Origin of the sequence: Clostridium sardiniense (genome assembly GCF_019753795.1) — a bacterium.
Lineage (GTDB): Bacteria > Bacillota > Clostridia > Clostridiales > Clostridiaceae > Clostridium > Clostridium sardiniense.
This window is the reverse complement of record NZ_JAIKTU010000008.1, coordinates 132,831-146,293: the sequence shown is the minus strand read 5'-3', so window position 1 is coordinate 146,293 and position 13,463 is coordinate 132,831. Positions and strand designations below refer to the sequence as shown.

Below are 13,463 nucleotides of genomic sequence, written 5' to 3'. Positions count from 1 at the left end.
TTTTGACACATAACTGACATATTACTAAGTTATCATGTAATTGTAAAGTAGTTAAAGCATTATTATTTACCCCTTATAACCATCTTAATTGATTGGTTACCTAGAATATCTCGTCCCCCTATTGTAGATATTCTAGGTTTTTTTGTCTTTAAACCTTATTATCTTTTAACCTCTTTATTTCTTCCATTATATTTTTCTTATCTATCATTTCAAAAATAGGCTTATACCTTAGCTTTTTAGGCAATTCTTTTACCTCTATTAAGTTCCATATACTTTCTTTTATATTAAATTGTTCCTTTATTTTCGAAGATGTATTTGGCATGAACGGCTCTAGTATATTTGCTATATTTATTAGCACATTAATAGAAGGGCCTTTCTTCTTACTTTCTTCCTTTATATATGAAAAAACATCTTTTAATGCAGCCTTAAATTCACCTTCCTCAATCTTATCCCCTACACTAAAATATAAATCTAATATTTTCTTTTTTTCACTTAAATCTAGTTCTTTTAAATCTCCATTTATAATAATATTTTTATATAATTTATCAAATTCCAATACTAAATCATAGTTATTTGAGTTTATAAAGTTCCTCCACTTAAAATCAGTATTTGAATTTTCAGGTCCATTAGATATTAAATAATATCTTAAAGAGTCTACATTATATTTTTCTAATATCTCATCAACCCAAATAGCCCAATTTTTATTAGTAGAAAAATCTTTACCCTCTAGCCTTAAATGTTCACTAGACATTATACTTAAATTTACATTTTTAAAACCTAATGCTGATAATAATCCCGGAAATATTATTGTATGAAATGGAATATTATCCTTTCCATGAACTAAGTAAATTCTACTATCTTCATCATTCCAATAATCTTCTATAACTTCATTGGTACCTTCAAGACATTTTGCCGTTGCTGTAATATAGCCCATTAAAGCTTCAATCCATACGAATATTTTTTTGTCTGAAAATCCATCTAAGGGTACATCTACGCCCCAATCAATTTCTTTAGTTACTGCTCTATCTCTTAGTCCTTCATCTATATATTTTTTAGTTATACTTTGAGCATTTTCTCTCCAACCTTGTTGCTTTATAAATATCCTCTTAACATCATTTTGGAACCTTGAAAGAGCTAAAAATAGATGATTACTTTCACGTCCTGTTTCTCTCTCTAAAGACTTTTTTTCATATATGTATCCTTTATCATATAAGCTTATAATAAAATCCATTACCATTTTCTTATGATAATCTGTATCAGTATTAGTAAATAAATCAAAGGAAAATTTAAGCTTATTAAAGCATTCCAAAAATTCTTCATGATACTTTAATAGAGTTTCCTTTGGAGTTATATTAAGATCTTCCGCCTTCACCTTAACTGGCCTACCATGTGCATCACTTCCAGATATAAATAAGACATTATCACCCATCATTCTATGATATCTAGCTAGAATATCTCCTGGAAGGAATACTGCTATTCTACCTAAATGCAATTTTCCATTTGCATAAGGCCATGCATTTCCTATTACTATATTCATAAATTCTCCCCCTCTATTATTGATATAAATAAGGAAGTCAACTTATAATCTAAGCTGACTTCCTCTTTAGTGTTTATTTTATATTACTATCTTACTTCGCTTCCAGTTGGTAATTTACCAGGATCCACTAAGTTTAATACGCTATCATCATCATTTGATGCAGCAAGTATCATACCTTGTGATAATTCTCCTCTTAACTTAACTGGCTTAAGGTTTGCTACAAGAACAACATTTTTCCCAACTAATTCTTCTGGTTTAAAATGTTTTGCTATTCCTGAGACAACCTGTCTAATTTCTCCACCTAAATCTACTTTTAATTTAAGTAGTTTATTTGCCTTCTTTATTGGTTCACATTCTAATACTTTAACCACTCTTAGGTCAAGTTTTTCAAAATCATCTATTGTAATTTCTTCTTTTATTGGCTTCATTTCTTTAACTTCTTCTTGAGGTTTAATAGCCTCAGCTTGAGCTTTTCTTAATTCTTCAAGTTCAGCAAGCTTCTTTTCAACATCTATTCTTGGGAATAAACTATCTCCCTTTTTAACTGTTGTTCCAGGCGCTGTACCATCAAAGCCTTCTAATGAACTCCAATCTTTAGCTGTTACTGCTAATTGTTCATTTATCTTTTCTGATGTTGTTGGTAAGAATGATGATATTAAAACTGATGCAAATCTTAAAGATTCTGCTAAGTTATAAAGTACAGTTCCAAGTCTACCTTTCTTATCTTCATCCTTAGCTAATATCCAAGGAGTTGTTTCATCAATATACTTGTTAGCTCTTCCAACTAAATCAAAGATATATTCTAAAGCTTCTGGAATTCTAAGTTCTCCTATAGCTTCTTCAACATTCTTTGGAGTATCTAATGCAAGATTTATTAACTCATCATCAACTTCTTCTTTTTCTAATGGTGCAGGTATTACTCCATCGAAGTATTTTTCTACCATTGCAACTGTTCTTGAAAGTAAGTTTCCAAGGTCATTACAAAGATCTGAGTTTATCTTCTTTATAAATATTTCATTATTGAATAATCCATCTGCTCCAAAAGGTATTTCTCTTAATAAGTAATATCTAACAGCATCTACACCAAAGTTTTCAACAAGTGCAACTGGATCTACTACATTTCCTTTTGATTTACTCATCTTACCACCATCAACAAGTAACCATCCATGGCCAAATATTTGCTTTGGTAATGGTAAGTCAAGTGCCATTAACATTATTGGCCAATAAATTGTATGGAATCTTAATATATCTTTACCTATTAAATGAACATCTGCTGGCCAGTATTTATCAAATAATTCTGTATTATCACTACCATAGCCTAATGCAGTTATATAGTTTGATAATGCATCTATCCAAACATATACTACGTGCTTTTCATCAAATGTTACAGGTACACCCCAATCAAAGCTAGTTCTTGAAACACAAAGATCTTGAAGTCCTGGTCTTAAGAAGTTATTTAGCATTTCATTCTTTCTTGATTCTGGTTGAATGAAGTGTGGATGTTCTTCAATATACTTTATTAATCTATCAGCATATTTACTCATCTTGAAGAAGTATGCTTCTTCTTTTGAAGTTTCAACTGGTCTTCCGCAGTCTGGGCATTTTCCATCTACTAGTTGGCTTTCTGTCCAGAAAGATTCACATGGAGTACAGTATAATCCTTCATATGAACTCTTATATATGTCGCCTTGATCATATAATCTCTTAAATATCTTTTGAACAGCTTCTACATGATAATCATCTGTTGTTCTTATGAATTTATCATAGCTTACGTCCATTATATTCCAAAGCTCTTTGATTCCTGCAACGATTTCATCTACATGCTCTATTGGTTTTATTCCTTTTTCTTCTGCAATTCTTTGAATCTTTTGGCCATGCTCATCTGTTCCTGTTAAGAACATAACATCATATCCTGTTAATCTCTTAAATCTTGCAATTGCATCTGCTGCAACTGTTGTATAGGTATTACCTATATGCAGTTTCGTTGATGGATAATATATTGGTGTAGTTATATAGTATGGTTTTTTACACATCCTAAAATCCTCCTTTTTATTTACATATTAAATGTATTTTCTACTATTTTAAAATTTTTATAGTTTCCTTTAATAAAAAATCCTCTATGCAATATACTGCATAGAGGCGTTATATACGCGTACCACTCTACTTCATTCTTATCTCGCAATAAGAAACTCACTAGGTGAATTATCACCATGCAATATAACGGTTGCTCCCGTATCTTCCTTACTAAATCTTATAAGCTCAAAAGATATGCTCAAAGTCCATCTTCATAAAAGTCCATAACGCTAACTTTCAGCTATTGTTAGCTCTCTTTAGAAATCTACTTTTATTACTCTTCTTTTCATAGCATTTACATTTCAAGTATATAATATTCCATATAGTTTTATATGTCAATTACTTTTAACTTTTATTAGTTTAACATAATATTATTTCATATGATATAATATTAAAATACTTAATTAGAGAGGGGAATAAGTATGAAGCTAAATGTGCATAGAGTGGGTTTACGTAATATAAAGACGGCTCTAGCAGTTACTGTATGTATGGTTATTTTTCAGCTTATTGGAAGAGAAAATGCTTTTTATGCTTGTATAGCTGCGGTTATCTGTATGAAAGATACTGTATCAAGCTCTTTTACAATGGGTAAAAATAGACTGATAGGAACTATACTAGGTGGACTATTCGGGATAATAATTATATTTATTATGATTAAGCTACCTTTCTTATATGATTACAATGCTTTTGTCACTGGTTTTGGTATTGTTGGGGTTATATATGTATGTAATCTTTTCAACAAACCAGGTTCTGTAACTATAGCTTGTATAGTGCTCATAGGTATCATGATAAACTATAGTGGTCCACAATCATATGCTTACGCAATTGGTAGAAGTGTCGATACTGCTATAGGAATTATAGTAGCGATTTTAATTAATAAATATTTTAATCCACCAGAAGAAAAAGAGTAAAAATATAGAAAAAAGCCCGGTTAAATAATTGATTTATTTAATCGGGTTTTTTATTATATGCTTTTGGTTTCTTTTTTTAAGAATTTTCTTTCATCATCACTTAAATAAACTGAAAGTGTATCATACACCCATTTATGATAATTATTTATCCATTCCTTTTCTTTATTATCTAGTAATTTAATATCTATTCCCTGTATATCTATTGGACATAGTGATATTACTTCAAATTTATAGAATTCACCAAATTCTTTTGATGATGTATCTTTAACTACAAGCATAGTATTTTCAGTTCTTATACCATGTTTTCCTTCCCTATAAATTCCTGGCTCATTTGTTAAAATCATTCCTGGCTCTAATGAAACTTTATTTGGAACTGGGCTTATACTTTGTGGGCCTTCATGTACATTTAAGAAAAAACCTACACCATGGCCAGTTCCGCATTTATAATCTATACCTTCATCCCATAATGGTCCCCTAGCTTTAATATCAAGGTTTGATCCAGTTGTTCCCTTTAAGAATTTTGTATTCATTAAACTTATGTGAGCTTTTAAAACTAATGTAAAATCTCTCTTTTCTTCCTCTGTAAGCCTTCCAAGTACAAAGGTTCTTGTTATATCAGTAGTTCCATCTAAATATTGACCACCTGAATCTACTAGTAAAAATCCTTTTTCTTCTAACTTATAATTAGTCTTTTCTGTTGCAAAATAATGCATCATTGCACCATGATCTTTATGTCCTGCAATTGTGTTAAAGCTTATTCCTTTAAATAATTCTCCTAAAGCCCTAAACTCCTGTAATTTATCAGAAGCTGATATCTCACTTATTTCAATTTTACCTATATTTTCTTTAAGCCATTTAGTGAATCTAACCATTGCTATACCATCTCTTATTTGACATCTTTTTAGATTCTCTATTTCAATATCATTTTTTATAGACTTTAGTGATGTTGTTATATTTAATCCTTCAATTATATCTACATTTTCATTTACATTAGTATATATAAATGAACTTATCTTATTTGGATCTATTAATACACTTCCTTTAATATCATTAACATCCCCTTTTATATCATCATATTCTTTTAATATTACGCCTTCTTCATTAAGCTTATTTCTTACATCATCTAACACTTTAGAATTATCAACATAAAGAATCGCTTCATCTTCCTTAATTAATGCATAGCCTATTACAACTGGATTACATTCGACATCATTTCCTCTAATATTATAAACCCATGCTATATCATCTAATGAAGCTATTATATAATTTGACACTCCTAAGCTTTTCATCTTCTCTCTAACTTCGCTAACCTTCTCTTTTGTACTCTTCCCACAGTACTTAATATCATGTATAAATATCTTCTCCATAGGTAGCTTAGGTCTATCTATCCATACATCATTTAATAAATCATAATCACTCTCTATCTTTATTGATTTTTTATGTTCTATATTTTTAAATTGCTTATAGTCAGTTACTGAGAACACCTTTCCATCAAAAGCTAGCACTTCATCAGAATTCATATTATCCATAAGCCATTCTTGTAAACTTGGCCATCCAGGTATTCTCATTTTAAATAATTCTATATTAGAACCTTTAAGTTCTTTTTCAGCCTGAATAAAATATCTTCCATCAGTCCAAAGTATAGCTTTATCTAGCCCCACTAATAAAGTACCTGCTGACCCTGTAAACCCTGACATATATTCCCTTCCTCTATAGTGCTCACATACATATTCACTTTGATGAGCATCACCACTTGGAATAATATAATAGTCTATTCCTCTTTTTTTCATTAGACTTCTTAATGACTCTATTCTCTTTAATATATCCATAATATTGCCCCCTTTTTCTTATACTATATTTTCCCATATACATACTTTTATATCAAGCTTATCCAAAACAAAAAAATCTGAGAATGCAAAGCATCTCAGATTTATTCTTCTTCGTAATCAACAACATCAATAATATTATCTTCATTCTCTGTTAAGTTATCATTCTTATTTCCCACTATTTCTTTCCTATACTTAGGAAGTTCTAGCCTTAATCTATAATTCTTGTATGAAGCTCTAAGCTTTGTAGCATCAGCATTAGGTACAAAGAATTCTCTACTAAATTCATCTCCAAATTGCATTACCATCATGGCCATATTACATCCGTTAGAAAATACTTGTTTTCTTTTAACATTTAAATATATATAGTTATCTTTATAATCTATTTTTATATCTTGTCTATCTATTCCTGGAAATTCTCCTTCTATTAAGTATTTATCGTTTTCGTCTCTTATATTAACTTTTATTATACTATCCCCATTATTATAACCTCCATTGAATCCTTCACTAAAAGTCTCATTAACCTCTTCCAAAAAATTCGAATTAAATAAGCTATTAACTATTCCATCAATTAAATCAGTATTGTTTATAACCGCATTAAATGTTTGAGTAAATATATTAGTCAGGTCATTCCCACCATTCATAATATTTCTATTCATTATACGTCTCCTAATATAAATTTTTCCTCTATATAAGTTATTATATTTACACATATGATGACACAAATAATTTATAAATTATAAATAAATCCCACAGGCTTTACTTCCGTGGGATTCTATATTATTAAAAATAATTTTATTCTACATTATCAACAGGTTTTCCTATAAACCTTACTGCCACTGTAAGTACTAATATAGCAACTGGTAAGATAATATACACTGGTATATTTAATCCTGCTGGAATGTACCCAAGTAAAATCGTCGCTCCTCCAACAAATAATGCATACCACATTTGTGTCTTAACGTGTTCTATGTGATCACATCCCGCTCCCATGGATGATAAAATGGTTGTATCTGATATAGGTGAGCAATGATCTCCAAAGATCGCTCCAGTAAGTACAGCACTTGTACTTATTACGATATACCCCATTTCTGGTGATATTGAATGTGCAAGAGGTATTGCAAGTGGCATAAGTATTCCCATTGTTCCATACGCAGTTCCAGTTGCAAATGATATTACTGCACCTAGAATAAATATAATACTTGGAAGTAAGAAAACTGGTATTGAATCTGAAAGTAATGTAACTAAGTATTTAGCTGTGCCTAAATCTTTTATTACTGAACTTAATGACCAAGCAAGTAAAAGTATTACACCAGTGATTATAAGACCTTTCATTCCATCAATCCATACATCTATGGCTTCTGAAATTGTAAATATCTTTTTGCAAACAGCCATTAATATAGCAACTATTGATGCAAATACTGCTGATTGGAAAAGTGCTGTTGATGCATCTGCTGCACTAAATGCTTGCTGAATAGCTTGGAATGAAAATGGTGAATTAGTAAGTACTCCTTGAAGAGCTACATCATTTCCTGCCATTATTGATGAATATCCACTATAGTAAAAGCTTACAAGCGCTGAAATTATTAATGTTCCAATTGGAATTATTGCATTCCATACACTTAGCTTTACCCCTGCTTTAACTTCCATCTCTTCATTTACAGTTATGCTTTCAAGCTCTGCTTTTTTATCTTTAATTCCTTTTCTTGCTCTAATCTCTGCTTTTCTCATAGGTCCAAAATCTCTAAGCATAAGTGTTGTAATTACAACAAAAGCAAGTATTAATATATTATAAAATCTAAATGGTATAGTGTCTAAAAACACTCCAAAAGCATCTACCTCTACTCCTATTTGAGTAAATGAATCATTTATAAGTCCAACTTCAAGCCCAATCCACGTTGATATAATAGCAAGTCCAGCAATTGGAGCTGCTGTAGCATCTATTATAAAAGCTAGTCTCTCTCTTGAGACTTTTAATTTATCTGCGACAGGTTTCATTATAGGTCCAACAATTAGTGAATTTGCATAATCATCAAAAAATACTAATAATCCTAAGAACCAAGTTGTCATTTGAGCGCTTCTTGGCGTCTTAGCTCTCTTAGCTAATGCCTCTGCTATGGCTCTTGCCCCACCCATCTTAGAAACTAGATTTATAACACCACCTATAGCTAATACTTGAAGTATAATTCCAGCATTCCAAGGATCTGCAAGTGAATTTAGAACCCTTTGGATAAAGTCTAGAAATGCTTGAATTAATGACGTAAATGCATTATTATCTACTATTTGAAGCATAAAGCACCCCGCTAATGCCCCAACGAATAACGAAATAACAACATTTTTAGTTATAAATGCTAATACAATTGCAACTAATGGTGGAATTATCGTCCAGATACCAAATTTATCTGCATTTATAGTTCCAGGATCAACCTCTGCTGCAAAAGCAACTGTTGACATACTCATCATTAAGATGAATGTTAATAAAAATACTAAATAACTTCTTTTTTTCATGATTGAATCCCCCTCAAAATAATTTTTGTGAATATTAGAGGCCCATCATTTATTGCTCTTTAATGCAAAAAAGAACCTTGAGATAACACTCAAGGTTCTACTATATACGTAAAAATCCGTTGAATGATAGCTCACCACAATATAATTGTGACAGTCTTATGCATATTCTACATAAGCCCAGGATTATAGCATTAAAGCATTAGCTATATCCTTCGGCGACATCTCCTTTTCTATCATCTCTAAGTGCTTACCTCAATGATAGTACTCTTAAATATCGCGCCTCTACCTCTTCTCATTATTCACTTATTAAATTAATGCTATTATACATTATTTTCAAATTATTGTCAATAATTTATTAATACTTTATCTTTATTTTATTAACATCTGCTCATGAATGCTTCTATATCTTCTACACTCTTAATCATATCTCTAGTAAGAACCTCGTGTCCACCATCTGTTATTAATACATCATCTTCTATTCTTACTCCTATTCCTTCTTCAGCTATATATATTCCAGGTTCTACTGTATATACCATACCTGCTTCTAGAGTAGTATTTCTTCCTGGATTTTCAACATCATGAGTATCTAGTCCAAGACTATGACCTATACTATGCCAGTAGTATTTTGATACATCTTTCCTATCCTCTATAAGACCAAGTTTTATGCATTCTTCAGCAATCCAATCCCTTGACTTCTTATTAATATCTAAGAAGTTCACACCTGATTTTAATTCATCTATTACTCTTTCATTAACTCTTAAAACAGCCTCATATACTTCCTTTTGTCTAGCTGTAAATTTTCCGTTTACAGGGAAGGTTCTTGAAATATCCCCATTATAATAATTAACTTGTGCTCCTAAATCAAATAATATTAAATCTCCATCCTTAGCCTCTGAATCATTATCTACATAATGAAGAATTGTGGCATTTTTACCTGCTGCTGCAATAGTCTTAAATGCATAATCACGCACTCCCCTTCTCTTACATTCAAATTCAAAGTACGCTTCAAGCTCATATTCTTTCATACCTGGTTTTATATTTCTCATTATTGATTTAACGCCTTTAATTGTTATATCAATAGCTTTTTGCATTTCTATTACTTCTCCAGGACTCTTTACTAATCTTAAAGGAGCTAATATAGGAAATATATTTTTTATAGTTACTTGTGAATATCTATTCTTTAATTCATTGCAGAAAGTATTGCTTACTGAAGGAAGGCTATTAAAACCATCTCTTTCTAAGTCTAAGTATATAGTTTTTTCTACACTCTCATTTAAAATTTTATTCAAATAACCCTTAAACTCTCCTAAGTATAAAACTTCTTCAATCTTATTTATTTCATATACTTCTTCTTTTCTTATAGTTTTGCCTAGCCATTTTTCTTTTTCTTCATCAATTTCCTTTATAAACATCTTTGCAGTTATACTTCCATTACTCTTTTCCATGACAAGTATATGATCTTCTTCATCTATTCCTGTTAAGTAATAAAAATTTCTATTTGGTGTAAAATCATATTTTTCATCTGCTGTTTTCTTTGGTGCATTACCAGCAAAAAGAATTACTAAATCATTATCCTCTAGCTTTTCTGCTAACCTTTTCCTATTTAATTCAAATACTTCGTTTTTCATATTGATCCCTCCAAATGTTTATTCAACAGCTAATACCCTAACCTTTATTACTCCATCTATTTCACTCATTTTATATAAAAACCTTTTAACATCGCCTTTTATCTTAGAAACATCTAGAGTTATAGTAACATTAGCTGTCATGTTTATTGGTATATCTTGATTTATTGTTAATATATTTAGTTTTCTAGTTGCAATAAAGTCTAATACCTTTGATAATACTCCTGATTCATGAGAAAGCAATAGTACAATTGTTATTTTTTTGCTATTAACTCCTTCAGCCATTGGGTAAACGGCATCTTTATATTTATAATAAGTACTTCTACTTATACCAACCTTCTTTACCCCTTCTGAAATATCCTTGACCTTTCCTGTGTGTAATAATTCTTTTACTTCAATAACCTTATAAAATACGTTTGGTAATACATTCTCATTAACTATGTAGAATTTTTCTTCTGACATATATATCGTCCCCCTGTACTTTTAAAAACAAATCCCACAATCTGTTTTTTAGTATAATTTAATTTATGCTTATTACTCTAATTTATAGGCATATTATCTCCTAATATACATATAATTATTGTTATTCTTCTTTTTATTCTTATTTCCTCCTTATATTATACTTTTATGTTAAATAAATAGACATCTTTTCTATATTCTTATAATATCATATAAAATACACTTGTCCATAGGAGGAATACATATGAAAAAATTAGGTTTAATTCCTAAGCTTATAATAGCAATTATATTAGGTTTATTAATTGGAAACTTTATGCCCGAAGGATTTATAAGAGTATTAGCTACTTTTAATTCCTTATTCGGTAATTTTCTTGGATTTATAATTCCACTTATCATATTAGGATTTGTGGTTTGTGGTATCGCAGACCTTGGTGGCTCTGCTGGTAAAATGCTTGGATTTACAACATTATTAGCTTATGGATCAACTCTTTTATCAGGATTCTTTGCTTTTTTTGTTTCTTCAAATATTTTTCCAAAGTTTATTACTGCGGCTGAATCTTTTAGTGCAAGTAATCCAGAAAAAGGACTTCTACCATCTCTATTTATAGTTGATATGCCACCTATAATGCCTGTTATGACAGCTTTACTTTTAGCTTTTCTTTTAGGGCTTGGTATATCATCATTAAAAAAAGGTCGTACTCTTTATAATATGGCTTTAGAATTTCAAGAAATAGTTCAAAAAGTTATTAAAGTAATTATTATTCCATTAATCCCATTACATATCTTAGGGATATTTGCAAATATGACATATACAGGCGAAGTTCAAACTATCTTCTCTGTATTTTGGAAGGTATTTTTAATTATACTAGCTATTCAATTCTGTATAATACTATTCCAATTTTTAATAGCTGGTGCTGCTAGTAAAAAGAACATTTTTGTTCTCCTAAAAAATCAGGTTGCTGGTTATTTAACTGCTCTTGGTACTCAATCATCAGCTGCAACTATACCTGTGAATCTTGATGTTGCTGAAAAAAATGGTGTATCAAAAGGTGTTAGAGAATTTGTTGTTCCACTTTGTGCAACTATTCACTTATCAGGTAGTACTATAACTCTTACTTGCTGTTCAATAGCAGTAATGCTTCTAAACGGTATGAATTTTACTTTTCCTCAATTTGCTGGATTTATAGCAATGCTTGGTATAACTATGGTTGCTGCCCCTGGTGTTCCTGGAGGTGCAGTTATGGCAGCACTTGGAGTGCTTCAAGCTAATTTAGGTTTTAGTGAAGCACAGCTTGCTTTAATGATAGCACTATATATAACACAAGATAGCTTCGGAACTGCTTGTAATGTATCAGGAGATAATGCAATTGCACTAATAGTCGATAGATTTAAATTTAAGTAGAGTAAAACAGTATCAATATTTAATATTGATACTGTTTTTCTATATTAATATATATTTTTGTATTTCTTTATAAGTTAATATAATTTATGAAAAATAAAGCTTTATTATTACATCTAGTTAACAATAATTTTTGACTTAAAAATTATTTCTTCATGTGGATTAACATTACTAATTGGATTTATAGTCCTTACTATATATAAATCGTATTGTCCTCTCTCTTTTGGGAGATTAAATTTAAATGTATCTTGTAATACATCTTTATTTCTTTTAAATATCTTGCCCCACTTTCCATCTATCTTTACAAGCTTATTATCTATAAATACCTTATACCCATAGTTATCTCCTTTAAATCTCTCTTCATCTAATTTTACCTTAAAAGAGTATTCTGTCTCTTCTCCTCTATATCCTACAATATCATAATTGAATTTACTATTAGCATCATTTAACCTATCATATTTTATTTTTCTTATGCCCATATCTATATTTTCATAATTACTATACCCATATATTCCAAATACAGTATCATCACCTTTTGCTATGAAACTTAATACACCATCACCTATATTATCTGTTTCTATTTCTACTATATTTTGTCCATTTCTTATATCAATATTATACTCATATCTAAACCCTTCATTATTAAAATTAACGCTTATAGGCTCTCCGTTTAATAATGGCGTTATAGTAAATTCTCTCTCACCTGCCCCTTCATAAAATATTGATATATTTACCTTTCCAGAGTTAAATTCTTCATCACTAAAACTATATAAATCAGATTCACCCTCCCCATCTCTAACTAGTCCAAACCCGAAACCTCCCCCATAACTAGTATGTACTTGGCTAGTTGCATTAGCACTACTAGTTACATCTTTAATCATTAATGATAATGTGGCTGCCATAGCTAAAGTTGCAGTAAGTATTATAATCCCTCTCTTTTTCATCTCTAATCCCCCTAATACATCTTATTATAAATAGTTTATCATGAAATATATTTATATTATGTATAATTTTGTATGTATATTTCTAAAAAAAACCTTAGTATATTAACGTTATTATTCTATATTTTTACTATTTCTAATGCTTATAAAGTATATATGTATATAATATCTTATTATTTTTTTA

The 13,463-nt window shown here is 30.0% G+C and carries 10 protein-coding genes, 1 riboswitch and 1 other annotated feature; of the genes, 2 read left to right on the top strand and 8 right to left on the bottom strand.

Annotated features, from left to right (window positions below; all coding sequences use genetic code 11):
• Positions 1 to 148: 148 nt before the first annotated feature.
• Both K5V21_RS11150 and metG read right to left on the bottom strand, forming a co-directional pair.
• Positions 149 to 1,537: a methionine--tRNA ligase gene (locus K5V21_RS11150; protein WP_221861320.1), complete on the bottom strand. Its 1,389-nt coding sequence runs from the start codon at positions 1,535 to 1,537 to the stop codon at positions 149 to 151.
• Between the two features lie 86 nt (positions 1,538 to 1,623).
• On the bottom strand, positions 1,624 to 3,570 hold the full coding sequence (gene metG, locus K5V21_RS11145) for a methionine--tRNA ligase (protein WP_221861319.1): 1,947 nt from the start codon (positions 3,568 to 3,570) through the stop codon (positions 1,624 to 1,626).
• Between the two features lie 99 nt (positions 3,571 to 3,669).
• Positions 3,670 to 3,909: a binding site (T-box leader), on the bottom strand.
• 123 nt (positions 3,910 to 4,032) lie between these two features.
• Here metG and K5V21_RS11140 point away from each other — a divergent pair.
• Positions 4,033 to 4,521 carry an FUSC family protein gene (locus K5V21_RS11140; RefSeq protein ID WP_204594122.1) on the top strand — a complete coding sequence of 163 codons (489 nt, stop codon included), beginning with the start codon at positions 4,033 to 4,035 and terminating at the stop codon, positions 4,519 to 4,521.
• 53 nt (positions 4,522 to 4,574) lie between these two features.
• On the opposite strand, the gene K5V21_RS11135 is transcribed toward K5V21_RS11140, so the two are convergent.
• The 5 genes from K5V21_RS11135 to K5V21_RS11115 all read right to left on the bottom strand — a co-directional run bounded on the left by K5V21_RS11135 (position 4,575) and on the right by K5V21_RS11115 (position 10,942).
• Complete coding sequence (locus K5V21_RS11135; protein WP_221861318.1) at positions 4,575 to 6,350, bottom strand: aminopeptidase P family protein; 1,776 nt, start codon at positions 6,348 to 6,350, stop codon at positions 4,575 to 4,577.
• 101 nt (positions 6,351 to 6,451) lie between these two features.
• On the bottom strand, positions 6,452 to 7,006 hold the full coding sequence (locus tag K5V21_RS11130; protein WP_221861317.1) for an Hsp20 family protein: 555 nt from the start codon (positions 7,004 to 7,006) through the stop codon (positions 6,452 to 6,454).
• 136 nt (positions 7,007 to 7,142) lie between these two features.
• A complete protein-coding gene (locus tag K5V21_RS11125) occupies positions 7,143 to 8,855 on the bottom strand; it encodes a Na+/H+ antiporter NhaC family protein (protein WP_221861316.1) in 1,713 nt (570 codons plus the stop codon).
• Positions 8,856 to 8,974: 119 nt separating this feature from the next.
• Positions 8,975 to 9,148: riboswitch (Lysine riboswitch) on the bottom strand.
• Between the two features lie 84 nt (positions 9,149 to 9,232).
• Positions 9,233 to 10,483, bottom strand: a complete 1,251-nt coding sequence (locus K5V21_RS11120) for an aminopeptidase P family protein (protein ID WP_221861315.1) — start codon at positions 10,481 to 10,483, stop codon at positions 9,233 to 9,235.
• Positions 10,484 to 10,501: 18 nt separating this feature from the next.
• A complete protein-coding gene (locus K5V21_RS11115; RefSeq protein ID WP_204594127.1) occupies positions 10,502 to 10,942 on the bottom strand; it encodes an ACT domain-containing protein in 441 nt (146 codons plus the stop codon).
• Between the two features lie 241 nt (positions 10,943 to 11,183).
• Between K5V21_RS11115 and K5V21_RS11110 the strand changes: the two genes are divergently transcribed.
• Positions 11,184 to 12,341, top strand: coding sequence for a dicarboxylate/amino acid:cation symporter (locus K5V21_RS11110; RefSeq protein ID WP_221861314.1), 1,158 nt, complete (start codon positions 11,184 to 11,186; stop codon positions 12,339 to 12,341).
• 113 nt (positions 12,342 to 12,454) lie between these two features.
• On the opposite strand, the gene K5V21_RS11105 is transcribed toward K5V21_RS11110, so the two are convergent.
• Positions 12,455 to 13,282 carry a hypothetical protein gene (locus tag K5V21_RS11105; protein ID WP_221861313.1) on the bottom strand — a complete coding sequence of 276 codons (828 nt, stop codon included), beginning with the start codon at positions 13,280 to 13,282 and terminating at the stop codon, positions 12,455 to 12,457.
• Positions 13,283 to 13,463: the final 181 nt, after the last annotated feature.